General features: G+C 66.2%; 23 protein-coding genes. 5 read left to right on the top strand and 18 right to left on the bottom strand.

The features are described 5' to 3' along the window. Positions 1–103 precede the first annotated feature (103 nt). Together ACQY8M_RS34520 and ACQY8M_RS34515 are read right to left on the bottom strand one after the other, a co-directional pair. The gene (locus tag ACQY8M_RS34520) at positions 104–1,138 is read right to left on the bottom strand and encodes an amino acid ABC transporter substrate-binding protein (protein ID WP_428666110.1); all 1,035 of its coding nucleotides are present in this window, start codon (positions 1,136–1,138) and stop codon (positions 104–106) included. A gap of 153 nt (positions 1,139–1,291) precedes the next feature. Beyond that, positions 1,292–2,509: a M23 family metallopeptidase gene (locus ACQY8M_RS34515; protein ID WP_428666107.1), complete on the bottom strand. Its 1,218-nt coding sequence runs from the start codon at positions 2,507–2,509 to the stop codon at positions 1,292–1,294. A 375-nt stretch (positions 2,510–2,884) separates the two neighbouring features. Between ACQY8M_RS34515 and ACQY8M_RS34510 the strand changes: the two genes are divergently transcribed. Continuing rightward, the gene (locus ACQY8M_RS34510; protein ID WP_428666105.1) at positions 2,885–3,766 is read left to right on the top strand and encodes a pirin family protein; all 882 of its coding nucleotides are present in this window, start codon (positions 2,885–2,887) and stop codon (positions 3,764–3,766) included. A gap of 9 nt (positions 3,767–3,775) precedes the next feature. Here the strand turns inward: ACQY8M_RS34510 and ACQY8M_RS34505 are convergent, their stop codons facing one another. From ACQY8M_RS34505 to ACQY8M_RS34470, 8 genes are all read right to left on the bottom strand, one after another. After that, entirely contained in the window at positions 3,776–5,116 is a 1,341-nt protein-coding gene (locus ACQY8M_RS34505; protein WP_428666102.1) for a TRAP transporter large permease, read from the bottom strand. Continuing rightward, the gene (locus tag ACQY8M_RS34500; RefSeq protein ID WP_428666099.1) at positions 5,113–5,661 is read right to left on the bottom strand and encodes a TRAP transporter small permease; all 549 of its coding nucleotides are present in this window, start codon (positions 5,659–5,661) and stop codon (positions 5,113–5,115) included. The genes ACQY8M_RS34505 and ACQY8M_RS34500 overlap by 4 nt, the downstream gene beginning before the upstream one ends. After that, positions 5,658–6,665 (bottom strand): TRAP transporter substrate-binding protein, encoded by a 1,008-nt coding sequence (locus ACQY8M_RS34495; RefSeq protein ID WP_428666097.1) that lies wholly within the window; start codon positions 6,663–6,665, stop codon positions 5,658–5,660. Before ACQY8M_RS34495 ends, ACQY8M_RS34500 begins: the two co-directional genes overlap by 4 nt. A 196-nt stretch (positions 6,666–6,861) precedes the next feature. Further along, positions 6,862–8,427 carry an ABC transporter substrate-binding protein gene (locus tag ACQY8M_RS34490; RefSeq protein WP_428666095.1) on the bottom strand — a complete coding sequence of 522 codons (1,566 nt, stop codon included), beginning with the start codon at positions 8,425–8,427 and terminating at the stop codon, positions 6,862–6,864. 131 nt (positions 8,428–8,558) lie between these two features. Further along, a complete protein-coding gene (locus ACQY8M_RS34485) occupies positions 8,559–10,094 on the bottom strand; it encodes a M81 family metallopeptidase (protein ID WP_428666093.1) in 1,536 nt (511 codons plus the stop codon). A 9-nt stretch (positions 10,095–10,103) separates the two neighbouring features. Further along, positions 10,104–10,922, bottom strand: a complete 819-nt coding sequence (locus tag ACQY8M_RS34480; RefSeq protein ID WP_428666091.1) for an alpha/beta fold hydrolase — start codon at positions 10,920–10,922, stop codon at positions 10,104–10,106. Between the two features lie 159 nt (positions 10,923–11,081). Beyond that, entirely contained in the window at positions 11,082–11,951 is an 870-nt protein-coding gene (locus ACQY8M_RS34475; RefSeq protein WP_428666088.1) for an SDR family NAD(P)-dependent oxidoreductase, read from the bottom strand. Then, on the bottom strand, positions 11,948–12,940 hold the full coding sequence (locus ACQY8M_RS34470) for a 2Fe-2S iron-sulfur cluster-binding protein (protein ID WP_428666085.1): 993 nt from the start codon (positions 12,938–12,940) through the stop codon (positions 11,948–11,950). Before ACQY8M_RS34470 ends, ACQY8M_RS34475 begins: the two co-directional genes overlap by 4 nt. Before the next feature lie 84 nt (positions 12,941–13,024). Between ACQY8M_RS34470 and ACQY8M_RS34465 the strand changes: the two genes are divergently transcribed. Both ACQY8M_RS34465 and ACQY8M_RS34460 read left to right on the top strand, forming a co-directional pair. Beyond that, a complete protein-coding gene (locus ACQY8M_RS34465; protein ID WP_428666083.1) occupies positions 13,025–13,489 on the top strand; it encodes a MarR family winged helix-turn-helix transcriptional regulator in 465 nt (154 codons plus the stop codon). Positions 13,490–13,499: 10 nt separating this feature from the next. Beyond that, complete coding sequence (locus ACQY8M_RS34460) at positions 13,500–13,979, top strand: PaaI family thioesterase (protein ID WP_428666080.1); 480 nt, start codon at positions 13,500–13,502, stop codon at positions 13,977–13,979. A 59-nt stretch (positions 13,980–14,038) separates the two neighbouring features. Here the strand turns inward: ACQY8M_RS34460 and ACQY8M_RS34455 are convergent, their stop codons facing one another. The 7 genes from ACQY8M_RS34455 to ACQY8M_RS34425 all read right to left on the bottom strand — a co-directional run bounded on the left by ACQY8M_RS34455 (position 14,039) and on the right by ACQY8M_RS34425 (position 20,995). Further along, positions 14,039–14,950, bottom strand: coding sequence for a polysaccharide deacetylase family protein (locus ACQY8M_RS34455; RefSeq protein ID WP_428666077.1), 912 nt, complete (start codon positions 14,948–14,950; stop codon positions 14,039–14,041). Continuing rightward, positions 14,943–15,692 (bottom strand): aspartate/glutamate racemase family protein, encoded by a 750-nt coding sequence (locus tag ACQY8M_RS34450; RefSeq protein ID WP_428666074.1) that lies wholly within the window; start codon positions 15,690–15,692, stop codon positions 14,943–14,945. Before ACQY8M_RS34450 ends, ACQY8M_RS34455 begins: the two co-directional genes overlap by 8 nt. A gap of 130 nt (positions 15,693–15,822) precedes the next feature. Further along, the gene (locus ACQY8M_RS34445; RefSeq protein ID WP_428666071.1) at positions 15,823–17,181 is read right to left on the bottom strand and encodes an amidohydrolase family protein; all 1,359 of its coding nucleotides are present in this window, start codon (positions 17,179–17,181) and stop codon (positions 15,823–15,825) included. Between the two features lies 1 nt (position 17,182). Next, a complete protein-coding gene (locus ACQY8M_RS34440; protein ID WP_428666068.1) occupies positions 17,183–17,983 on the bottom strand; it encodes an ABC transporter permease in 801 nt (266 codons plus the stop codon). 24 nt (positions 17,984–18,007) lie between these two features. Continuing rightward, on the bottom strand, positions 18,008–18,856 hold the full coding sequence (locus ACQY8M_RS34435; protein WP_428666065.1) for an ABC transporter permease: 849 nt from the start codon (positions 18,854–18,856) through the stop codon (positions 18,008–18,010). Next, a complete protein-coding gene (locus ACQY8M_RS34430) occupies positions 18,853–19,917 on the bottom strand; it encodes an ABC transporter ATP-binding protein (RefSeq protein ID WP_428666062.1) in 1,065 nt (354 codons plus the stop codon). The genes ACQY8M_RS34435 and ACQY8M_RS34430 overlap by 4 nt, the downstream gene beginning before the upstream one ends. 31 nt (positions 19,918–19,948) lie before the next feature. Then, entirely contained in the window at positions 19,949–20,995 is a 1,047-nt protein-coding gene (locus ACQY8M_RS34425; protein WP_428666060.1) for an extracellular solute-binding protein, read from the bottom strand. Between the two features lie 123 nt (positions 20,996–21,118). Here ACQY8M_RS34425 and ACQY8M_RS34420 point away from each other — a divergent pair, with 123 nt between their 5' ends. Both ACQY8M_RS34420 and ACQY8M_RS34415 read left to right on the top strand, forming a co-directional pair. Further along, entirely contained in the window at positions 21,119–22,267 is a 1,149-nt protein-coding gene (locus ACQY8M_RS34420; protein WP_428666058.1) for an epoxide hydrolase family protein, read from the top strand. A gap of 34 nt (positions 22,268–22,301) precedes the next feature. Further along, positions 22,302–22,826 (top strand): pyridoxamine 5'-phosphate oxidase family protein, encoded by a 525-nt coding sequence (locus ACQY8M_RS34415; RefSeq protein WP_428666055.1) that lies wholly within the window; start codon positions 22,302–22,304, stop codon positions 22,824–22,826. 97 nt (positions 22,827–22,923) lie between these two features. On the opposite strand, the gene ACQY8M_RS34410 is transcribed toward ACQY8M_RS34415, so the two are convergent. Next, positions 22,924–23,517 (bottom strand): pyridoxamine 5'-phosphate oxidase family protein, encoded by a 594-nt coding sequence (locus ACQY8M_RS34410; RefSeq protein ID WP_428666052.1) that lies wholly within the window; start codon positions 23,515–23,517, stop codon positions 22,924–22,926.

Below are 23,517 nucleotides of genomic sequence, written 5' to 3'. Positions count from 1 at the left end.
GGGGGTGATGCCGAGGATCCGCTTGATCGTCGTCATGGCCCAAGCCCATACGCAAACCGCCGCCCCGAGGGGCGGCGGCATGGCGCAACGAGAAATAGCGCGCTCAGCGGATCGGCGGGGAGTACTGGAGGCCGCCCTTGGTCCACTGCGCGTTGAGGCCGCGTTCGATCTTGAGCGGACTGCCCATTCCGACGTTCCGCTCAAAGCTCTCGCCGTAGTTCCCGACCTGCTTGACGATGTTGTAGACCCACTTTTCGTCGACGCCGAGGGCCTTGCCCATGCCCGGCGTGACGCCGAGGATACGCTTGATCGTCGGGTTCTCGCTCTTCGTCATCTCGTCGACGTTCTTGGAGGTGATGCCGTATTCTTCGGCCTCGACCATCGCATAGAACGCCCAGCGCACGATGTCGGCGAACTGGTTGTCGCCCTGGCGGACGGCCGGCCCCAGCGGCTCCTTCGAGATGATTTCGGGCAGGATGATGAAGTCGTCGGGCTTGAGCGGTGCAGGGGTGTTGGCGGCGCGGGTCGAATAGAGGCCCGACGCGTCGGTCGTGTAGACATCGCAGCGGCCGGCATAGAAGGCGGCGCGGATCTCCTCGACCTTCTCGATGACGACCGGCTTGAAGGTCATCTTGTTGGCGCGGAAGTAGTCGGCGAGGTTGAGCTCGGTGGTGGTGCCGGGCTGGACGCAGACGGTGGCGCCGTTCAGCTCCTTGGCGCTCTTCACGCCGAGCTTCTTGGCCACCATGAAGCCCTGGCCGTCGTAGTAGTTGATGCCCGTGAAATCGAGACCGAGAGCGGTATCGCGGGTCAGCGTGTACGTCGTGTTGCGCGACAGGATGTCGACTTCGCCCGACTGCAGCGCCGTGAAGCGCTGCTGCGCCGTGGTTGGCACGTACTTGACCTTCTCGGCATCGCCGAAGATCGCCGCCGCGGTGGCGCGGCAGACGTCGACATCGAGGCCCGTCCACTTGCCCTTGTCATCGGGCTGGGCGAAGCCCGCGACGCCGGTGTTGACGCCACAGATCAGGTTGCCGCGTGCCTTGACTGCATCGAGATCCTTGCCGGCCTGGGCTGTGCCGGCGATGCCGAGCAGCGCGGCGGCAGCGGTGCCGACAACGATGGACTTGCTGAACATGAAGGTGCCTCCCTGGAGTTTATTGCGTCGCTGACGGCCGCCGGACGGCCATTTCAGTGGAGACGCAATTCCTAGGCGAACACGCAGGCCGGCGCAACGCCGACAGGCCGGGGAGTGCCGCCAAAGCCGCCGGTCGACGTTACCCGACTGGACCTAGTTCTGGCCCCACTCGGCGCCGCCCTGGACATTGCGGTATTGCGCACGATCGTTGCGCCTGCCGGTGGTGGCCGAGCGGACGTCCTGCTGCCATTGGCGGTAGGCCACCAGCGAGCTACCGCTGAGGGCGTTGGTATGGCCGCCCTCCGAGATGTATGGCGCCGGATCGACGAACTTGCCGTCGACGATGGTCGAGAAATGAAGGTGCGCGCCACTCGATCGGCCGGTCGAGCCGATATAGCCGATCACCTCACCCTTGCGGACGCGGCTGCCCGGACCGATGCTGGTCTCGAAACGCGACATGTGCGCGTAGAGCGTCTCGAAGTTGTCGGCGTGGCTGATCTTCACCGTGCGGCCGTAGTTGAAATACCAGCCTTGGTGGTTGATCACGCCATCGGCTGCGGCATAGATCGGCTCGCCGGTCTTGCCTTCGAAGTCGATACCGTTGTGGAAGCCGCCGCCGCTGCTGCGGCCATAGTAGCGGCGTGTGCCGAACGGCGAGGACACGCGGGCGTCCGGTTTCGGCGTGGCCAGCGCCGTGCCGCCCAGGCGCTTGCCGTTCTCGTCGAACCAGCCTTCCGGCTGGTCGAGCGGCGCGAACCACCAATAGGACTGCTTGGTCTTGCCGTCACCGATGCTGGCGACCAGCAGGCGGGTCGTCCCGTCGCCGGTGCGGCCTTCGAACAGCTCGATCCTGGAGTTGCCGGTCGAGAAACCGGCGAAGGTCTCGCTGAGGTATTTCAGGCTGGGCTGCGCCGTGGCGCCTGGCACGGTGCCGAAGCCCGAGAAACCATTGGCCTTGATGTACTTGACCGAGCCGGGGACCACGGTGCGCGCGCTGGCGCCGGGCAGGGTCGCCATGCTGGGCACGCTCGAGACGCGCTCGTCATTGGGTTCGGTGCCATCAGGCGCCGGTTTGACCGCCGGACCAGCGGCGGTGGCCGGAGTGGCGGGAGCCGCTTCGGCCTTCTCCTTGTTGAACTCGTTCAGCCATTTCTCGTTGAGCTGATCGGCCTGGTTGTCGGTTGGGGAGGGCTTGGCGGCCGCGGCCCGGGGGCCCGGCTTGAACTGGTGCTTGTTGGGCGCCTTGACCTGCGCGATCGCGCCTGTGGCGGCGAAAACGCCGAGAGTGGGAACCGCCACCGCCACGGCCAGAAAGGCACGCATTATCCGCGAACGGTCACCGCGCTGTTCGCGCGTCGTCGTGATCGCCATTCGCCTCTCCTGCATTGCCTACGACACACTTGAGGCTAACAGCGACCTGCCAGCCTGCCCGGCCGGCGCTCCCCGCAATCGCCCCTTTCCGGAATACTGGCCACTCAATTTCCGCGAGTCCAACGAAAAGTGGCAAAAATGCAACAGTGCCGCAGGTCATTGAAAAGACGAGAGAATTCGCATTCTCCAGGAGAACAGGCGCAACAACCCGTGGAAAACTACGACGTGCACCGGGATTATTTGGCTTCGCATGCTGCAGTGCGGCATAGTGCATAAACTCCCAGACGAGACCATGGCCGCGTAACCCACGAAACGCCGCCTTACGGGATTGACCGGCGCGCTTTGTCCGCCATAACCGGCACGATGGAGAACGAGATGACCGATCCGATCGAGCTTCTGATCCAGGGCCGCGCCCACGAGCTGGGACCTGGCTTCGCGGTGCGCCGGGTTTTGCCGAGCGTGAAGCGGCGCATGGTCGGGCCGTTCATCTTCCTCGACCACTTCGGGCCGATGACCGTGGCGCCGGGCGGTGACGGCATGTCGGTGCGACCGCATCCGCATATCGGGCTGGCGACGGTCACCTACCTGTTCGAGGGCGGCATTTTCCATCGCGACAGCCTGGGCTATGCGCAGGCGATCCGGCCGGGCGACGTCAACTGGATGACCGCGGGGAGCGGCATCGCCCACAGCGAGCGTACCGAGGACGAGATGAAGCGCACGGGTTTCCGCATGCACGGCGTCCAGACCTGGGTGGCGCTGCCGCATGCGCATGAGGAAACGGCGCCGGCCTTCCAGCATGTCGCCGCTGCCGACTTGCCGACCTGGAAGGAGGGCGGCTCGTCGATGCGGCTGATCGTCGGCACCTACGGCGGACGCACCGCACCCACGACGCACTTCTCGCCGATCTTCTATGTCGCGGCAGAGATGCCGGCGGTTGCCAGCATCACGGTCTCGCCGGAGCATGCCGAGCGCGGGGTCTACGTCTCGCACGGCAGCGTCATGGTCGGCGACCGCCAGCTCGGGGTCGGCGACCTCGCGGTGCTGGCCGCCGGCCAGCCGATCAATGTACTGGCAGGGGCTGACGGCGCCAAGCTGATGCTGCTGGGCGGCGCGCCGATGGACGGTCCACGTCACATCTGGTGGAACTTCGTCTCCTCCTCGCAGGAGCGCATCGAGAAGGCCAAAGCCGACTGGAGGGAAGGCCGCTTCGCCAAGGTCCCCGGAGACCCCGAGTTCATCCCGCTGCCCGACCGGTAAGTTGGATCGTCAGGTCGGGCAGATGTAGCCGGTGCCGCTGGGATTCTTGAAGCAGCCGACCGATTCGGGAAGCAGCAGCTTGGGCAGGTAGAGCACCACGTCTGGAAACAGCACCGTGAAGGCGATGGTGACGATGAACACTACGTAGATCGGCAGTGAAGCGTACATGGCGCGCGCGAAACTGACGCCGACGAATTTCGAGGCCACCAGCAGCGACAGTCCGTAGGGCGGCGTGATCAGGCCGAACACCAGGGTGGTGATGATCACCACGCCCATATGCACCGGGTTGATGTTCCCGAGCTCGGTCAGCTTGTTGATGATCGGCATGAAGATGATGATCGCAGGCACGGCGTCGACGAAGTCGCCGATGATCACGAACAGCAGCACCAGCAGGAGCAGGATCATGCCGGCGTTGGTGCCGGCATAGTCGGCAATCCAGGTGGCGACGATGTCCGGACCGCGCAGGTAGCCCAGCATCCAGCCGAACGCCGACGCCCCGGCTACCGCCGCGAGCGGGATGGCATAAAGCATCCCGGTGTAGACGAAGTCCCAGAGCAGCAGCCGGACGTGGCTGCGATTGAGCAGCGGAATCAGCACGACCAGGATGTAGACCGAAGCGATCATGCCGGCCTCGGTCGGCGTGAACCAGCCGGTCAGGATGCCGCCCATGATGATCACCGGGATCATCAGGGGCAGCGACGAGTCCTTCAGCGCCGTGCCCATCTCACCGAGCGTCGCCCGCATCTTCCTGACGCCGACCGGGCCGAAGAAATGCGAATAGATCATCAACCCGATGCCGATCAGCACACCGGGCACGATGCCGCCCAGGAACAGGCCGCCGATCGAGACGTTGCCGGTGGCGCCGTAGACCACCGCCATGATGCTGGGCGGGATCAGGTTGGCCATGGTCGAGGCGCAGGCGATCAGCGCCGCGGTGAAGGCGCGGTCGTAGCCCTCGCGGTCCATCTCCGGCGCCACGGTGCGGCTCAGCACCGCCACGTCGGCGGTGGACGAGCCGGAGATTCCGGCGAAGAACATGCTGAACAGCGTCACGACCTGAGCCAGGCCGCCGCGCAGATGGCCGACCAGGGTCTGTGCCAGCCGCACCATGCGCTGCGTGACGTTGGCCGACGTCATCAGCTCGCCGACCAGCAGGAAGAACGGCACCGCCAGCAGCGTCTCCGAATCGATGCCGTGGAACATCTGTCCCACCATCGACTGCAGGCTGATCTGGGTGAACGAGGTGGCGACGATCACGCCCGCCATCAGGGCGAAGGCGACCGGCACGCCCATGTAGCCCAGCCCGAGGAACAGGAACGCCATCAGGAAAAGGACATGGCCGTTGCTCATTGGGCGAGCTCGGCAAGGTCGATGGTGTCCTCGGGGCCCTCGAAGCCGTTCTGCCAGCCGTTGACCAGCTGCTCGACGGCGAACAGGGCGATCAGGAAGCCCGAGAGCGGTACGCTCGCGGTGTACCAGGTGAGCGGGATGAGCGAGGGCATGCGGAAGCTGCCGAGATCGAGCAGGGCGTTCTTGTAGCCGAACCAGACCATGCAGGCTGCCACGCCGAGCACGACCAGCCGGTTGAAGCTCTCCATGAAGGTCCGCTTCGGCCCGGTCAGCCGCTTGGTGATCTCGACCAGGTAGAGATGGTCGTTGCGCCGGGCGGCGGCCGCCATGCCGATGAACACGCCCCAGGCGAAGAAGCCGGTGGTGACCTGCTGCAGCCACAGCCAGGGCGCGCCCAGCTCGCGCGTCACCACGTCGAAGAACACCGAGCCCGTGAAGCCGATGATCGATACGCCGCACAGCACCATGAGCCCGGCCTCAACCGGGTCCAGCGCCCGCCACTTGAGGTGGCGATGGCGCTGGAGGACGAGGGACCGGTTGCTCACTTGATGTTGCGCACCAGCTCCAGGATCTTGACGGCGTGCGGGCCGAGTTCCTTGGCGAGGCTGTCCTGAATGGGCGCCGCGTCCCTGGCGAAACCGGTCTTGTCGACGTTGTCGACGACCTTGACGCCCATCTTCTTGAGCTTCTCGGCCGAGTCCTTCTCGAGCTGCAGCGCCTTGGCCGGCTCAGTCCTTGAAACCTCGTCGGCCGCGGCCTGCACCCATGCCTTCTGCTCGTCGGTGAGGCTGTTCCAGGTCTTGTCGCTCACCCAGATGCAGTTGTTGTTGGCCTCGTGCTCGGTCATCGACAGCACCGGTGCCACTTCGTAGTGCTTGTTGGCGAGATAGACGTTCACGCCGTTCTCGGCGATGTTGACCACGCCGGTCTGCAGCGAGGTGTAGACCTCGCCGAACGGCATGTGCACTGTTTGCGCGCCGTAGGCCGGGAAATGCGTGTCCTCGGTCTTGGTTGCCTGCACGCGGACCTTCTGGCCCTTCACGTCGTCGACCGACTTGATCTCCTTCTTGGAGTACATGTTGCGCATGCCCATGGTCATCAGGCCGAGCACCTGCGCCCCCTGGACCTGGTCCTTGATCATGGCGCGGAAGGCATCCTTGACCTGCGGGTCGGCCAGCACCTTCACCAGGTGCGCCTGATCGCGGAAGATGAAGTGCAGCGAGAAGACGCCGGCCTGCGGCGCCAGGGTCGAGGCGTTGGCGGTCGCGGTGATCACGAAGTCGATGTCGCCGGCCCGCATCTTCTGCAGCATCTGCGGTTCCTGGCCGAGCTGCGCCCCGGGAAACTGGTTGATGCTCATCGTGCCCTTGCTCAGCTCCTTGAGCTTGGCATCGAAGGTATTGGCGGCGATGCCATAGGCCGTGGTGTTCGGCTGGTCATAGGCGAAGCTGAACTGCCGGTTCTGAGCCGATGCCTGGCTGCCGGCGAGAATGAGGGCCGCGACAGTCACTGCCCCGAGCGCGCGACGGCGCCGGATCGTCCTGGACATTGTTCTCTCCCGAAGAACGGCGACTGTTCCGTCGCCTGATTGCTTGGCTGGGAGAGTGGCATTCTCGCTGTTGTCAGACAACTTCTGATTTGCCGTCTCGGTGTCTTCCGCGCACGGCGTCATCGCATGTGAGCTTCCCCTCTCCCGTCATGGGGGGAGGGAGGGAAGATGACATGGAATAGTCGTCAGGCCTTGGCTACTTCTTCTCGACGTTCCAGAACACCGTGACCGGCGAGGCGACGTTGCCGGTCACGTTCTTGCGCATCGCTTGGGGCTGCACGAACTGGCCGAGCGGCACGGTGACGCCGAGGTCGAGCACGCGCTTCTGCACCTTCTCCGCCAGCTCGAACTGCTTTTTCGGGTCGCTCTCCCGCGCGAAGTCCATGCGCAGCTTCTCGATCTCCTCGTCGAGCGGCCAGCCGAACTGGGCGCGGTCGCCGGTCGCCTCGGCGTAGTGATTGACGATCGGGTCGGAGAGTAGGACCGTCGCCGCCGCGGTCATCGAAATGTTCCAGCCGCCCTTGTCGATCGGGTCCTTCTTGGCGCGGCGCGTGACCTGGGTCTGCCAGTCCATCGCCTGCACGTCGACCTTGAAGCCGCCCTTCTCCAGCAGGCTCTTGGCGACCGGTGCGAGGTTGATGTGCGTGTTGATGTCGGTGGTCTGCAGCACGACGATGGGCTTGCCGTCGTAGCCCGCCTCCTTGAGGAGCTTCTTCGACTCCTCGAAGTTCGACTGCAGGATGCCGTCCGAGCCGGCAGCGGTCTCGAGCGGCGCGCCGCAGCCGAACATCGCCCTGCATTCCTTGAAGTAGCGGGGATCGCCGATCGCGGCCTTCAGGAAATCGGGCTGGTTCAGCGCGTATTCGGCGGCACGGCGGACCTTGAGGTTGTCGAACGGAGGCTGCTTCCAGTTGAAGCGCAGCACGTAGGTGCTGCCCAGATGGTCGGGGATCCGGATTTCGATGTCCTTGTCCTTCTCCAGCACCGGCAGCAGGTCGTGCGCCACCGACTCGATCATGTCGATCTCGCCGGTCATCAGGGCGTTGACCGCGGTCTGGCCGTCGGGGATCGAGATCCATTCGACCCTGTCGAGCTTGGCGACCTTGCCGCCCGCCAGGCTCGACGGCGGCTCGGCGCGCGGCTTGTAATCGGGGTTGCGGACATAGACGACCTTCTCGCCGGGCTTCCATTCGTCCTTCTTGAAGATGAACGGCCCCGAGCCGGTTGTGTCGGAAAGCTGCTGGCTGATCGGCAGCTCGGCGACCCGCTTGGGAAACACGAACAGCGGCACCGAGGCCGACTTGGCCAGCGTCTTCAGCATCAGGCCGAACGGCTCCTTCAGCACGATGGTGAAGCTGCGGTCGTCAACCGCGGCCATCGACCGGGTGAACCTGGCGAGCAGCCCGCCCTGGACGTCCTTGTCGGTGAAGCGCTTGATCGAGGGCAGCACGTCGGCGGTCGTCACCGGCTGGCCATCGTGCCACCTGAGCCCGTCGCGCAACTTGAAGGTCCAGGTGAGCTTGTCGTCGCTCACCGTCCAGCTCTCCACCATCTGCGGCTGCGGCTCGAGCTTGGCGTCGAGGGCGAACAACGTGTCGTAGATCAGGTAGCCGTGGTTGCGGACGATGTAAGCGGTCGTCCAGATCGGATCGAGGATCTTCAGATCCGAGTGCAGCACCACCTTTAGGGTCTTGGGTTGCTGCGCCAGCGCCGGCCCTGCCAGCAAGACGGCCGAAAGGGCGAGAAGCGAACGACGCAACATGGACCGGCTCCCTGCAGATTCATTGTGGCTGCAATTGGAGGTGTCCGGCCTGCCGCGGTCAAGCTCTTATGGACCGCGCGCCTCCGTCGCGCTCGTGAGCCTGAGCGCGCTGGAAACACGCGCTCCGATGATCAGACGCTCGCGGGCGGCGTCCAGGTCGTCTCTTCGTCGAGCGGGTAGACCGGGCGCGGCAGCTTGGTCCAGGTGAAGTTCGCCAGCACCGGCGAGGTCAGGCCCGGGCAATCGACCTCGTAGATCTGCTCGGGCTTGAAGAACTCGTCGAAGCCGCCGCGGAAATGGCCGCGGCTCTTGACCACGACGACGCGGGCGGCGGCGATATCGAGGCCGAAGCTCTCGAACTGGCGCGGGTCCATGCACTGGCAGCGATGGGTGATGACCACGATCTCGATGCCGCCGAGATCGAGCAGCGCCGACGGCCCCATGTCGGCAGCGACGTTGCGCAGCACGCCGCGGCGGCCGACGTACTTGCCGTCGGTCAGCTTGACGACCTTGGCCTCGCAATCGAACGGCAGCGAGAATTCGTGCGTCTCCCTGGTGTTGAAGGAGGCGGTGAAGGTCGCACCCTCGCCGAGTTGATGGGCCTGGGCGGCCAGCGCGGCATCGTTGAACACGCCGAAGATCACGCCGCGCGCGCCGGCGGCTTTCAGCGCGCGCAGCAGGTAGGTCGTGTTGCCGCGCGCACCGCCGCCGGGATTGTCGGCGACGTCAGCCAGGATGATCGGCTTGCGCCGCCGGTCGCGGCCGACCGAGCTTGCGAGGGCGACTGCGTCCGACAAGGCCATCATGCCGCGCTTGAATCGCTCCTTCATGCCCCAGGCGCGCTGCGCGATGTCGAGCGACAAGGCGGCCGCCGCGTCGCGCTTGCCGTTGCGCGCGGTGACCACGGCGGTGAGGCCGTTCTTGGGCGAGTCCGCATAGGCGAAGCCCGCCATTACCGAGACGTTCATGATGTCGGCGCCGACTTTCGTCTGGCCGTAGTTGATCAGGTCGGCGTAGGGGCCGCGCGCGGTGAGCAGCGCGATCTGGGGCGCGACGATCGGCACCTTCACCATGGTGACCGACGTCTGCGCCCCGGCAAGGCATTCGCGCATGTGCTTGGCGGCTTCGATGCCGCGCTCGCGGATGTCGTTGTGCGGGTTCTCGCGATAGCCGACGAAGACTGAGACGTTGTCCGTCATGCGGCGCGAGACGTTGGCATGGAGATCGAACACCGCGACAACCGGCACGCCAGGCCCGACGATCGAGCGGATCAGCTCGAACAGATCGCCGTCTGGATCGTCGGTGCCCTCGGCTAGCGCGGCGCCATGGCAGGAGACGAACACACCATCGACTGGCAGCACCGACTTGAGACCCGAAGCGATCTCGGCGAGGAAGGTCTTGAAAAAGCTCTCCTCGACCGGTCCGCCGGGCTGCGCCTGCGACACGCGCAGCGGCACCGGAGTCCACGGCCCGCTGCGGTCCATCTCGGTGAAGAAGCCGGGCAGGTCGGGCAGGGTGATCGAGGCCTCGGCACGGCCTTCGGCCACGATCCGGTTACCCCTGATGTCGACGTCGGTCTCGAAGTCCTCGGCGGTGCTGATCGGCGAGAAGCGATTGCACTCGATGGCGAATCCCAACACGGCGATTCGCGGGTTGTCGCTGGACAACATCTCCTCCTAGCGGTGGAGCGACAGGAAATCCTCCACCAGATGATTGAACGTAGCGGCCTGCTCGAAATATGGCGAGTGCCCCGCATCGGGGATCAAATGTGCGTCGGCGCACGGCAGCTTTGCGGCGATGGCGCTTGCGAGGAAGGGCGGGAAGACGACGTCCTCGCCGCCGGCGATCAGCAAGGTCGGTACCCGGAAATCGGCGAGCTCATCGAGCGTGCGCTGCGCGGTGCGGCGCAGGCCGGCCCGCACGCGCTCCTTGTCGAGCCCGCCCGCCATTTCGTCGATGCTCTTGTAAAGGAGGTGTAACGCCGGGAATCGTGCGGCCCCGGTGAGGCCTATCGCCGGATGGATGCCGTCGCGCAGGCCCGTGGCGACCTTCGCCTCGGCCTCGCTTTGCCAGGCGTCGTATTGCGCACCACCCGACGGATCGGCGCCGCGGCGGTCGATCGTTCCCGAGGTCGAGCTCAGTACCAGCGCCTTCACCGCGGAGGGAAAGGCCAGCGCGTATTCGAGCATGGTCCAGCCGCCCATCGACTTGCCGACCAGGCGCACGTCGTCGAAGCCGAGATGGTTGATCAGCGCCGACAGGTCGCCGGAATAATTCTCCGGATTGGGGCCGCCGGGCACCGGGTCGGACGGCGTGAAGCCGCGATGGGCAAAGGCCACGCAGGTGTAGATCGCGGAGAAGTGCGCGACCTGCTGCCACCAGCTCATCTGGTTGCCGCCCAGGCCATGGGCGAAGATCAGCGCCGGCCCGCTACCGGTGACCTCGTAGTGGAGATTGCCGAACGGTCGCTTCAGCTTGCCGATAGTGCGCTTCATTGGTGGCCTCTCGAAGAACCCGTCGTCCCGACCGGAGCGAAGCGGAGTGGAGGGATCTGTTCATGTGCTTGCGCCGACCCGAAGAGATTTCTCGGATACGCTCGGGATGACGGAGAAGTTAGTCAAGTGCGATAGGGGGACGACCTTTTCGTCCGAGACTTAATCGAGCGGGCTGGTGTCTAAGGCTTCCAAATCGGTCTTCATGTCTGTGAAGTGGGGGCCGAGCTTGGCGGTCAGATCGGCCGCGAGCGTCTCGGCTGTCCTGACTTCGAGCGTTGCAACAGGGCGTGGCTGGTTGAAGAGGAAAACTTCACGACCGCGCACGCCAAGGAGCTGGCCGGTGATGTCCTTGGCCGCGGGTGTGCACAACACGGTCACCAGGTTGGCGGCATGGTGCGGGCCGATCTTGAGCGTGTGTTCCTGGCCCTCGGTCATGCGCGTGGTAGCGAACGGCGCCACGGCATTCACGGTGATCCGCTCGGGCGCGAGCTCCAGCGCCGCGACGCGGGTGAGGCCGAACAGGCCGGCCTTGGCGCTGGCATCGGCGGCCTGGTCGAAAGCGCCGAAGAAGCCCGCCGTCGACACGATGTTGACGATGCGGCCGCCGCGGCCCTTGTCGCGCATCACGACAGAGGCCGCATTGATCAGATAGAACGCGGCCGAGAGGTTGTTGCGGATTACCGCGTCCCAGTCGAGCGGATCCAGACTGAACACGGGCGCGTCGCGCCGGATGGCGGCGTTGTTCACCACGATGTCGATACTGCCGAAGCTCCTCATTGCCGTCGCGACCAACTGGCGCGCGACGCCGGGCGAGGCGACCGACTCGGTGAAGGCGATCGCCTTCTTGCCGATCGCCGCCGCGACCTCGCGGGCCGGGGTGGGGTCGGCACCCTCGCCGGCGATCGAGGCGCCGACATCGGCGACGACGACGCTCGCACCGTGAGCGGCCAGCTGCTCGGCGATGGCGCGGCCGATGCCGCGGCCCGCACCGGTGACGATGGCGGTCCGGCCGTCCAGCACGCCGGTCATAGCTCCGCTCCCGTCTTGCGGCCGGCCCGGGCCATTTCGGCGGCGGTGTAGAAGGCGTCGGCGTGGATGTCGTTGCGACGCATGCCGCGTTGCTCGAACAGCAGCGTCGCCGCCTCGACCATCACCGGCGGCCCGGCAAGATAGGCCTTGCAGCCGTCGAACGAGCCGAAGTCCGCCGCCGCTGCATCGTGCACAAAGCCGGAGCGATCGCCGCTGCTCGGACCCTCGCTTACCACCGGCGAAAAATGGAAGTTGGCATGCCTGTCTGCGAGGGCCGCGAAGTGCCGGTCGAGATAGAGGTCGCGGGTGGTGCGAACGCCGAAATAGAGATGGATGGGCTGGGGCAGGGCGAGGGCGAGCGCGCGCTCGACGATCGACTTGATTGGCGCCAGGCCCGAGCCGCCGGCGACGGCGATGATCGGCCCGCGATGGCTCTCGCGGAGGTGGGAGGCGCCGAACGGTCCCTCGACTCGCACCGCGTCGCCGAGCGTCAGCCGGTCGCGGACATAGGCGCTGGTCGCACCGCCCGAGCCGTGGCGGACATGGAACTCGAGCGTCGGGTCGCCCGGCACGTTGGCCATGGAGTAATCGCGCGGCGGGCAGCCGTCGAAGGTCACCGAGGCGAACTGGCCCGCCGAGAAGTCGAACGGTCCGCCCGACACGATGCCGAGCCGTATGCGCTTGATGTCATGGGTGGCGTCGTCGACGTCGATCACCCTGCAGGACAGGACGCGGCGCGGATGGGCGACCAGATCGTCCTCTTCGATCCAGGCAACCTCGCCGTCGGTTTGAGGCACGGCGCGGCAGGCGAGGATCAGGCCGCGCGCCCTCTCCTCTTCACCGAGCGCGAACTCCGAATATCCTGCCATCGCGACCTCGCCCGCGACGAGCCGCGACTTGCACGCGCCGCAATTGCCCGACTGGCAGCCGAACGGGTAGTCGATCCCCGCGTCGAGCGCGGCGTCGAGGATGGCGGTGCCGGCCGGCACGTCGATCGTTCGGCCGGCCTGGGAAATGCGAACCTGGGGAATTTGTTTGCTCCACAAACAATCACCGTCTACCACACTCGTACCATGGCCCGTCCATTCGACAAGCCACTCGATCGCGGCCTGCTGCCGTCGCTGCTGGGTTACGTGCTCCGGCGCACGCAGTCGGCTGTGTTCGCCGATTTCGCCGCGACCTTCGCCAAGGCCGGTGAGGCGCTGACGCCGGGCGAGTTCGGGTTGCTGGTGCTGGTCGAGCGCAATGCCGGCCTCAGCCAGATGGCGCTGGCCCGCGCGCTGGGTATCGACCGGTCGACCCTGGTGCCCATCCTCAACCGCCTCCAGGCGCGCGGCCTGCTGGTGCGGCGCGAGTCGCCGACCGACGGACGCACCCATGCGCTCGGCCTGACGCCGGCTGGCGAGAAGGCGCTGGCGACCTTCGCGCGGCTCGTCAAGGCACATGAGAAGCGCATCGCGTCGGGCCTTTCGATCGCCGAAACCCGCACCCTGATCGAGCTCCTGGAAAAGGTGCGCGCCGCGGCGCGGTCGCTATAGTCCGCGCACCATGAGTTCAGCGCACCCCGACTTCGCCCATATCGATGCAGACCAGCTCACTGACAAGGACCTGCTCGCGCTTCTTAAAGCCACCGCGCCGGAGGCGTCGAAGACGCTGAACGGCGAGCTGCTCGACATCGACTCGACGCGAGGCATCGCGCGATTTCGATTCGAGATCGTTCCGGCCTTCTGCCATTCGCAGGGCAGGATCTGCCAGGGCGGGTTCCTCACCGGCATGGTCGATACGGCTATGGCGAATGCCGCCATCGCCAAGGGCAAGATGGCCGTCGCGGTCCCCACGCTCGAACTGAAGATCAGCTTCTTCGAGGCGATGGGGCCGGGCATCGTCTTCGCCGAGGGCAGGGTGATGCGCTGGGGCGGCAGCGTCGGTTTCCTCGACGGCGAGCTGAAGGACGAGAAGGGGCGCCTGATCGTGCACGCTACCTCGACCATCAAGATCGTGCGGCCGAAGAACAAACCGTCGTCGTGAGTGACGGCCTCACTCCTTCTCATGCTCTTCCGGACCGCGAGCTTCCAGCTCGCTCATGATCATGAGCGAGCTGGAAGCCCGCGGTCCGGAAGACGCAGAGAGAGCCAATGCTCGGCGATCTGCTGGCGCGTGGCGAACCAGACGCTGCCCTTCTGCTTCATGTGGCCGACGATGCGGTCGAGGGCGGCGATGCGGCCAGGGCGGCCGATCATGCGCAGATGCAGGCCGATCGACATCATCTTTGGATGCCGCTCGCCCTCGTTCCACAGCGTGTCGAAGGCGTCGCTCGTGTAGTCGGCGAAGTCGCGCGCCGTCACGAAGCGGTGGAAGCCCTGATGGTAGTGCATGTCGTTGGTGTCGAAGCTGTAGGGAATCACCAGGTGCTTCCTGCCTGAGACCTCGGTGTAGAACGGCAGGTCGTCTGAGTAGTCGTCGCTGTCGTAGAGGAAGCCGCCTTCCTCGACCAGCAGGCGGCGCGTATTGGGAGAGGGCGTCGAGCGCGTGTGCCAGCCGACCGGACGATGGCCCGCGATCGCGGTCAGCACGCGCACCGTTCTGGCGATCGCCTCGCGCTCCTGTGCCTCCTCCATGTGGGCGTGCTTCTCCCAGCGCCAGCCGTGGCAGGAAATCTCATGGCCGCGCTTCACCGCATCCTCGATCAGCCACGGCGAGAGCTCGGCCGCCTTGCCGCAGGTGCTGACCGTCGCCGGCACGGCCAACCGCTCCAGCGTGTCAGCGATGCGCCACCATGCGGCCTTGGTGCCGTATTCGAAGTGCGATTCCATGCAGCGGTCGGGCACGCCCGCGACCTCGTCGGTGACCTCGTAAACCTTCTCGTTGAAAGCGTCGCCGGTGGAGAGCGACATCTCCGCGCCCTCCTCGAAGTTGATGACGAAGGAGACGGCAACCCGCGCGCCGCCTGGCCAGTTGGGGTTAGGGGGCGTGCGGCCGTAGCCCTTCAGGTCACGCATCCTTATGGCCGATCACATCGGCGAGCGCCTTGCTGAGACCCGTCGAGTCCTTAGGCCCGGGCCGGCGATAGGTGCCCACCGTCGCCTTTCGCGGATTGAGGCGCACCAGCCCCTCGGCCATCGCCACGGCAGCCTGGATGCCGTCGACCAGGGGCACCGGCACGCGGTCGCGGAGCTTTGTGGCGAGGCCTGCCAGGGGTGCCCCGGCCAGGATCACGACATCGGCGCCGTTGTCGGTGACGGTCCGGTTGGCGAGATCGACGAGAAGCTGCTCCATCTCCTCTGCCACCGCGTTGATGTTGGTGAAGCTGGTGTCGAGCATGCGGATCGCGGCGCACCGGCCCGACAGCCCGTGCCAGGCGACGATCTCGGCGAACCAGGGCTCGAGCGCCTTGGCGAAGCTCACGATCGAGAACGAGCGGCCGAGCGTGCAGGCGACCAGCATCGCCGCTTCCGCCATGCCGACGATCGGGAAATCGAACAGCTCGCGCGCGCCGCCCAGCCCCGGATCGCCGAACGCGGCGCAGACCGCGGCGTCGAACGTGCCGCGCTTCTCGGCCAGCATCTCGAGCATGACGGCACTGCCGATCGCCGCTTCGGCGCGCGTGGCGATGTATGGCACCCCGCGCGGCGCGGTCATCGGGATCAGCTCGGTGCCGGCGCTGGCGACCAGCCGGCCGGACGCGACCAGCCGGTCGGTGACGCCGGTCGAGGTGTTGGGATTGGCGATCAGGATCTTCATTGCACGGCCATGGGTGAGTTTCCGAAAGGGGCCGTGTCATTCCGAGCGCAGCGAGGGATCTATGGTCGGTGCCGGCATAGATCCCTCGCTGCGCTCGGGATGACACGGTGCGTTGATCGATCGGCCATTCTTACCCAATCGGCTGACGTCCGACACGCTGCCAGAGGCTCGTCGCGGCTTTCTGTGCGTTGGCGACGATCGAATCGCCGTCGGCCAGGGTGAGGCGGCCGCCCGACAGGACGACCTTGCCGTCGATGATCACCGTGTCGACGTCGTGGCCCGAGGCGCTGTGCACCAGCACGCCGTAGCCGTCGACCAGCGGCGCGAGGCTGGGCGAGCGGTTGTCGAGCATGACGATGTCCGCCTTCTTGCCGACTTCGAGCGAGCCGACCTGGTCGCCCCAGCCGATCGCCGCGGCGCCCTCGCGCGTGCCCCAGTCGAGCACGGTGCGGGCATCGAGCACGTTGCCCTGGCGGTTGATGCGCTGCATTGAGATCGCCCAGCGCATCGCCTCGATCAGGTCGCCGGAGAAAGTGTCGGTACAGAGCGCGATGCGGGCGCCGGCTTCCTTGAGTTCCATAATCGGCGCGATGCGTCCGCCTTTGGCGTTGCCGATCGGCGCGTGCGCGACGGTCATCTTGGACTTGCCGCACAGCTCGATGTCGGCGCGGTCCATGTGGATGCAGTGCGCCGCGATCATCTTGTCGTTGAGCAACCCGAGCTTGTCCATGAGCTGCGGCGGCGTGAGGCCGGTGCGCGCCTTCACGGCGTCGATCTCGGCCGGGAGCTGCGACAGATGCGTATGGATGTTGCCGCCATGCGCGTCGGCGAGCTTCTTGACCTCGCGCAGCAGATCGTCGGAGCAGGTGTCCGGCGCGTGCGGCGCCCAATCGCAACGGATGCGGCCGTCGTCATGGCCGTTCCAGCGCTCGATCAGCGCGGCATTCTCCTCGAGGCTCGCCTTGCCGATGGCGCGGCTGTACTCGTGCTTGCCGGTCGCGAGCGAGGCGGGATCGGCGTCGTGCACCCGGCCGGCGATCACCGCGCGCAGGCCGAGCTCGGCGGCGGCGCGGGCGCAGGCCGAGGGATAGCGATAGAAGTCGACGACGGTGGTGCAGCCGGCTCGCAGCAGCTCGTACATGCCGAGGCTCGACAGCGAGTAGGCATCGTCCTCGGTCAGCCAGTGGCCCTGCGGGACGCCGGGCGTGTACATCGGTGCGAAGCCGACATCCTCGATCATGCCGCGCGTGATCATCAGCGGCGTGTGATTGTGCACGTTGACCAGGCCCGGCATGACGATGCGGCCCTTGCCGTCGATTTCGCGGGCCGGCGTCCATTTGGCGCGCAGCGCGTCGGCAGGACCGATATCGACGATCGTCTTGCCGGCGATGGCGATCACGCCGCTCTTCAGCGTGCTGCTGGCGGCATCGAGCGTCAGGATCAGGTCGCCCGTGACCAGCAGATCGCAGGGCGTGGGCGCGTCGGTCATGTTAGAAATCCGCAAGTTTGCGCAGGCCGACCAGACGGTCGCCGGCGATGAGCGCCAGGATGGCGAGGAGGACCAGTCCGGTCGAGATGGCGGCGATCGTCGGGTCGGGATTCTCCTCGACGAATTGCAGCATCTGGATCGGGAGGGTCTTGGTCCAGGCATCGGTAAAGAAAATCGAGATCGGATAATTGTCCATCGAGGCGAGGAACGCGAACATGCCCGAGGTCAGGAAGGCCGGGCCGAGCGCCGGGACCAGCACGCGTGTGATTGCCATCGGATAGGAGCAGCCGAGCGTGCGGGCGGCGTCGATCAGCGAGAAGTCGAACAGCGACAACGCGGCGAGCACGGTGCGCACGATGTAGGGCAGGGTGATGATCACGTGCGCGATCAGCAGGCTGGAATAGGCCTCGCGCAGGCCGGCCGCCTTGAAGCCCTGCAGCATGGCGATGCCGACCACGAGGCCGGGCAGCATCAAGGGCGAGATCAGGAAGGTGGCGATCGCCTCGCGGCCGGGGAAGCGGCCGCGCACCAGGGCGATGGCGCAGAGCGTGCCAAGCACCATTGCGACGGCGGTCGAGAAGGCCGCGACCTGCAGCGAGGTCAGCAGCGAGGGCCACAGGCCGCGCGTGTTGGCCAGCCGCTCGTACCAGCGCGTCGACCAGTCGGGCGGCGGCAGGGTGAAGACGCTCGACGAGCCGAACGACACCGCCACCGTCACGACGAGCGGCGTCATCAGGAACACCACCGTGAAGAGGGCGGCGATCCACATGATCGCACGTGCGGCGTGCTCTATCGGGGTCATGAGGGCGGGGTCATGAGGGCGGCGTCATGCGCTGCTGCCCAGCCGCCGGGCGATCCAGCTCGACCCGACCACGACGCCGACGGCGAGCGCCAGCAGGATCACCGCCGTGGTCGAGCCGAGCTGCTCGTTGCGCATGAACAGGAACGACCGGCCGGTCAGGGTCGAGAGCGTCTGGAAGCGGTCGCCGATCAGCAGCGAGGGGATGACGTACATCGACACGCTCATCGAGAAGACGAAGGCTATCCCTGAGACCACGCCGGGCAGGGTGAGCGGCAGCATGATCTTCACGAAACGGTAGAGCGGCGCGGCGCCCAGGGTCGCGCCGGCCTCGAGCAGGCGCGGATCGATCAGCTTCACGACGGAATAGATCGGCAGGATCATGAACGGCAGGAAGATGTTGGCGGCGCCCAGCACCAGGCCCGTCTCGGTGAACAGAAGGCGCTGCGGTTCGTCCCAGATGCCGATGCCGACGAAGAATTGCGAGATCACGCCGTCGCGCCGCAGCACGATCTGCCAGGCGAAGGACTTGACCACGACGCCGACCGACAGCGGCAGGATGATGGCGACCAGCATCGCGATCTGCAGCGCGGCACCCGCACGGGCGAGCGCGAAGGCGGCGGGATAGCCAATGACGAGGCAGACCAGCGTCACCCACAGCGCGATGCCGAGCGTGTTCCACACCACGCGCCAGTTGAAGGGATCGGCGAAGAAGTCGATGTAGGGCCGGAGCGTGACGCCGTCCGGTCCGGCGAAGCTCTTGGCCAGCAGCCAGAGCAGCGGCAGCGCGTAGAGCAGCACCAGATAGAGCAGCGCGGGAACCGCCAGCAGGACGACCGGATCGCGCCACGGCGAAGGGGCGGCGGCCGGCTTCACGGCGCGGGATAGAGAAGTGTGTCGGCGACGGCCCAGCCAAGCCTCATCTCGGTACCCGGGGTGGGTAGGCCGTGGGCGAGGTCCGCCGTCTCGGCCATGAGCTGGTCGCCCTTGGGCGTCTCGAAATGGAGCTGGACCTTCGACCCCTGGAAGACAGCATCGCGCAGGCGCGCGGTGAGGGCGAAGTCGCCCGGCGCGTCGACCTTGATGCGTTCGGGCCGCACCGCCAGCAGGACAGGCGCGCCCTTGGTGAAGTTTCCCGGCGCCACGAGCCGGCCGAAGGCGGTATCGACCGTGACCAAGCCGTTCTCGGTGCCGACCGCAGTGCCTGCAAGGCGCGAAGAGAGGCCGACGAACTCCAGCGCGAAGGCCGTCGCGGGCCGGCGATAGATCGCTTCCGGCGTGTCCAGCTGCTCAATCGCGCCGCGATTCATGACGGCGATACGGTCCGACATCGTCAGCGCCTCGTCCTGGTCGTGGGTCACGAACACCGAGGTCGTGCCCAGCTCGCGCAGCAGCCGGCGCAGATCGATCTGCATCGCCTCGCGCAGCTTGCGGTCGAGGGCGGAGAAGGGCTCGTCGAGCAGCAGCAGCTTGGGCCGCACCGCCAGCGCGCGGGCGACGGCGACCCGCTGCTGCTGGCCGCCGGACAGAGCGCGGACCGAGCGGTCGGCGAAATCGGAGAGATGGACGAGCTCGAGGAAGCGCTTCACCGCCTCCTTGACCTCGGTGGTGCCGCGCCGGTGGGCCTTGAGCCCGAACGCCACGTTCTCCGCGACGGTGAGGTGGGGAAAAAGTGCGTAGTTCTGGAAGACCACGCCGACATCGCGCCGGTGCGGCGGCAGGGCGGTGATGTCCTTGCCGTCGAGCTTGACCGTTCCGCGATCGACGCCAAGCAGGCCTGCAACGATGCGCAGCAGGGTGGTCTTGCCGCAGCCCGACGGCCCGAGCAGCGACACGAACTCGCCCTGCGCGACGCCGAGATCGACACCACCGAGTACAGTCGCCGCGCCGAACGACTTCTCCGCACCGGCGACGTCGAGAAAGGCCGAAGCGCTCACAGGCCCTGAAACGACGCGACTTTCCGGCACGTCACATCGCCATGTCGCGGTCCCAGCGCTTGACCCATTCGCCTCGTTCCTTGGCGACGAAGGCCCAGTCGAGGTTGTGGACCTTGACGTCGGCGGCCAGCCCGACCGGCGGCTTGGCGGCGGTGTTGGACGGGAAGGCGTAGGTCTCCGGCTGCAGCTTGTCCTGCAGCTCGGCGGACAACAGCATGTCGATCAGCGCCAGCGCCATCTCCTTGTTCGGGCCGCCCTTGACCAGGCACACGCCGGCCGGGCCGACGAAGATGCCTTCCTTGGGGGCGCTCATCTTGATCGGCGCTTCCTTCTCGCGCGGGATCACGACCGAGGAGAACTGGCTGGGGATCGCCCACGCTTCGCCCTGCTCGAGGAGGTTCATCGCCTGAGGGATCTGGGTGTAGATGGTGAGGATGTTAGGCTTCAGAGTCTTGATCTTCTTGAAGCCGGCCTCGATCTCGAACTGCGCCTGGTCGATCGGCTTGCCGGTCTCGATCGCGGCGGCCATCACGAGATTGGCGAGGCCCTCCGTGTTTTGCAGCGAGGGGATCACCAGCCGGCCCTTGAACTTCGGATCGTACATGTCGGCCCAGGCCGGGAAGCCGCCGGCCAGCGCCTTGGTGTTGTAGGCAATGCCCTGCCACGGCTGCAGGTAATTGGCCCACATGCCGTCCATGTGCACGGTCCCCGGCCGCAGCTTGGCGAGGTTGGGCACCGTTGCGGGCGTCAGCGCCTCGAGGAGGCCTTCCTTCACGGCGAGGATCATCACCGGATCGTCCATCATGACGACGGAGAGATACTGCTTGTCCTTGTTCTTCTGCATCTTCTCGAGGTTCACCAGCGAGCGCGATCCCTCGTAGACGATCTTGGTCTTGTATTTGGCCTCGAATGCCTGGGCGACGGTGCCGTTCATCCACGGAGCGAAGCCGGCCGCGCCGCCGACCACGATCTCCTTGGCCTGCGCGCGCACGATCGCCGGAAACCCGCCGAGCGCGGCGGCAGCGGCCGTGCCGACCAGCAGGCGACGACGCGAGAAAGTCGTGAGATCATTCGACATGGCGGCGAGTTCCCTGGCAGCATTTCCCACCCATACGGCGTGCAATCGGTGTGCCAATGATGGCGCGTCACTGGAGTGCCGCGCCCCCAACGGAAAAGTTGAAGCCGCCCAACAGGAGGTTATATGGCCAGCGCGATCACTCCGTTTCGCATTTCCGTCGACGATGATGTGCTCGACGATCTGACATCGCGATTGCGCAACACGCGCTGGCCCGAGGCCGAGCCGGTGGATGACTGGAGCCAGGGCGTGCCGCTGAAGTGGATCGAGGAGGTCTGCCGCTACTGGGCAGCGGACTATGACTGGCGGCGGCGCGAAGCCCTGCTCAACCGCTTCGCGCAATTCAGGACCGAGATCGACGGGCTCGACATTCATTTCCTGCACGTGCGCTCGCCTCATCCGGAGGCGATGCCGATGATCGTCACCCACGGCTGGCCGGGTTCGATCGTCGAGTTCCACAAGGTGATCGAGCCGCTGACCAATCCGACGGCGTACGGCGGCGATGCCGCCGATGCGTTCCACGTTGTCTGCCCGTCGTTGCCGGGCTTCGGCTTCTCGGCGAAACCGACGACCACGGGTTGGGGTGTCGATCGCATCGCCGCGGCTTGGGCCACGCTCATGGCTCGCCTCGGCTACGCGCGCTACGGCGCGCAGGGCGGCGATTGGGGGTCCGCAGTGACGACGTCTCTGGGCGCGCAGGACCCTGCGCACTGCGCCGGAATCCACATAACGCTCGCCATGGGCGTGCGGCCGGCGGTCGGCGGCGAGCCGACGCCGGAGGAGGCGCGGGCACTCAAGGGGATCAAGTATTACGCCGACTGGGATTCGGGCTATTCCAAGCAGCAATCGACCCGGCCGCAGACCGTAGGGTACGGCCTCACGGACTCGCCGGCCGGGCAGGCTGCCTGGATCCTGGAGAAGTTCTGGGCATGGACGGACTGCGATGGCCATCCCGAGAACATCCTCACGCGCGACGAGCTGCTCGACAACGTGATGCTATATTGGGTGACCGCCACCGCGGCCTCGTCGGCGCGCCTGTACTGGGAGAGCTTCGGCCCGGAGCGGCGCAAGCTGCACACCGTCGCCATCCCGACCGGCGTCGCGGTCTTTCCCAAGGAGATCGTCGCACCCGTGCGCCGGTGGATGGAGGGCAGCTACACCGACATCCGCCATTGGAGCGAGATGACCAAAGGCGGCCACTTCGCGGCCTTCGAGCAGCCCGAGCTGTTCATTGGCGACGTGCGGGCCTTCTTTCGCTCCCTGCGCGGGGTATAGTCGACACCCATAAACAACGCGTTCGGGAGGTGACATGGCACAGGGCATCACTGTCGCGAAATTCCGCGACGTCGCCAGCGGCCTGCAGGAAGGCCAGTTCGCCATCGGCGACAGGGTCAGGATCAAGGGGCTGTCGGATCTCGATCCGATCTACAAGGCGCTGCTCGACCGGCCGATCACCGTCACGCTCGGCTTGATCGGGCCGGACGGGAGTGTCGGCCTGACGCCGATGTGGTTCGACTACGAGGGCGACAAGGTGCTGGTCAACACCGCCTCGCACCGGCCCAAATGCGACTGGATCCGCAGGAATCCCAAGTTCACGATCCTGATCGTCAATCCCGACAACGCCTATCACTGGGTCCAGCTCAAATGCTCGGTGGAGCGCGAGGAACGGGAAGCCGATCCCGGCGGCGAGCGGGTGACGCGGCAGCTCGACAAGATCTGGACGAAGTACACCGGCAATCCGCCGCCCTACGGCCTGCGCGATCCCGCGATCGACGAGAAGCGCGTCCTGTTCATCTGCAACGTCGACCGCATCGCGACCTTCGGTAAGCCCTGAGTCTTCGCTGGGAGCGCGGCTCTCCAGAGCCGCTCTTTCTTCGGTTTGCCACATCCCATGATCGGCTCTGGAGAGCCGCGCTCCCAGCGATAAGAATCTACCCGCCAGCCTTCAGCCGCGCGACTTCGTCCTCGAGCTCCTTGATGCGGGCGATGAGATTGTTCATGCCCGGGGCGATCTCGGCCTCGGTGTAGCGCGGCACGATGTGCTGGGGACAGTTGATGTCCCAGGCTTCGAGCTTGAAGACGATGGCGCGCTGCGGCCGCGCCTTGTAGGTCGGGTCGACCAGCCGCTCCATCAGTTCGATGTCGTTCTCGACCACCCGCGCGCGTCCCCACAGCTTGACCCGCTGCTGGGTGGCGAAATGCGGGATGTACATGTGGGCGCGGTCGTTCTCCTTAAGGTGACCAAGCGTAATGTACTGCCGGTTGCCGGCAAAGTCCGCGAACGCCAGTGTGTGGGTCCCGACCGTCTTCAGGAAGCCCGGCGGGCCGCCGCGATGCTGGACATAGGGCCGGCCGTCGGCGCTGGCGGTCGCGAAGAAGAAAGTGTCGACGATCCCGACAAACTGGCGGAGATCGTCGGTGATCTCCGTCTTCCATTCGCGATCCTCGAACATCGCGCGCGATCCCAGGCGCGTCTGCTCCGCTTTCACCGACGGCGAGAACATCACATCGTCGGGATCGCTCAT

Origin of the sequence: Reyranella sp., from assembly GCF_965279465.1 — a bacterium.
Lineage (GTDB): Bacteria > Pseudomonadota > Alphaproteobacteria > Reyranellales > Reyranellaceae > Reyranella.
The sequence above is the reverse complement of the archived record's forward strand: the minus strand, read 5'-3'. Positions and strand labels throughout refer to the sequence as shown.

Bases quoted from the DNA above. Each gene is read 5' to 3' on its own strand.
- ACQY8M_RS34490 (WP_428666095.1), bottom strand. From the start codon at position 8,427: ATGTTGCGTCGTTCGCTTCTCGCCCTTTCGGCCGTCTTGCTGGCAGGG.
- ACQY8M_RS34515 (WP_428666107.1), bottom strand. From the start codon at position 2,509: ATGGCGATCACGACGACGCGCGAACAGCGCGGTGACCGTTCGCGGATA.
- ACQY8M_RS34495 (WP_428666097.1), bottom strand. From the start codon at position 6,665: ATGTCCAGGACGATCCGGCGCCGTCGCGCGCTCGGGGCAGTGACTGTC.
- ACQY8M_RS34510 (WP_428666105.1), top strand. From the start codon at position 2,885: ATGACCGATCCGATCGAGCTTCTGATCCAGGGCCGCGCCCACGAGCTG.
- ACQY8M_RS34410 (WP_428666052.1), bottom strand. From the start codon at position 23,517: ATGAGCGATCCCGACGATGTGATGTTCTCGCCGTCGGTGAAAGCGGAG.
- ACQY8M_RS34520 (WP_428666110.1), bottom strand. From the start codon at position 1,138: ATGTTCAGCAAGTCCATCGTTGTCGGCACCGCTGCCGCCGCGCTGCTC.
- ACQY8M_RS34455 (WP_428666077.1), bottom strand. From the start codon at position 14,950: ATGCGTGACCTGAAGGGCTACGGCCGCACGCCCCCTAACCCCAACTGG.
- ACQY8M_RS34425 (WP_428666060.1), bottom strand. From the start codon at position 20,995: ATGTCGAATGATCTCACGACTTTCTCGCGTCGTCGCCTGCTGGTCGGC.
- ACQY8M_RS34475 (WP_428666088.1), bottom strand. From the start codon at position 11,951: ATGACCGGCGTGCTGGACGGCCGGACCGCCATCGTCACCGGTGCGGGC.
- ACQY8M_RS34480 (WP_428666091.1), bottom strand. From the start codon at position 10,922: ATGAAGCGCACTATCGGCAAGCTGAAGCGACCGTTCGGCAATCTCCAC.
- ACQY8M_RS34465 (WP_428666083.1), top strand. From the start codon at position 13,025: ATGGCCCGTCCATTCGACAAGCCACTCGATCGCGGCCTGCTGCCGTCG.
- ACQY8M_RS34505 (WP_428666102.1), bottom strand. From the start codon at position 5,116: ATGAGCAACGGCCATGTCCTTTTCCTGATGGCGTTCCTGTTCCTCGGG.
- ACQY8M_RS34420 (WP_428666058.1), top strand. From the start codon at position 21,119: ATGGCCAGCGCGATCACTCCGTTTCGCATTTCCGTCGACGATGATGTG.
- ACQY8M_RS34440 (WP_428666068.1), bottom strand. From the start codon at position 17,983: ATGACCCCGATAGAGCACGCCGCACGTGCGATCATGTGGATCGCCGCC.
- ACQY8M_RS34460 (WP_428666080.1), top strand. From the start codon at position 13,500: ATGAGTTCAGCGCACCCCGACTTCGCCCATATCGATGCAGACCAGCTC.
- ACQY8M_RS34450 (WP_428666074.1), bottom strand. From the start codon at position 15,692: ATGAAGATCCTGATCGCCAATCCCAACACCTCGACCGGCGTCACCGAC.
- ACQY8M_RS34415 (WP_428666055.1), top strand. From the start codon at position 22,302: ATGGCACAGGGCATCACTGTCGCGAAATTCCGCGACGTCGCCAGCGGC.
- ACQY8M_RS34445 (WP_428666071.1), bottom strand. From the start codon at position 17,181: ATGACCGACGCGCCCACGCCCTGCGATCTGCTGGTCACGGGCGACCTG.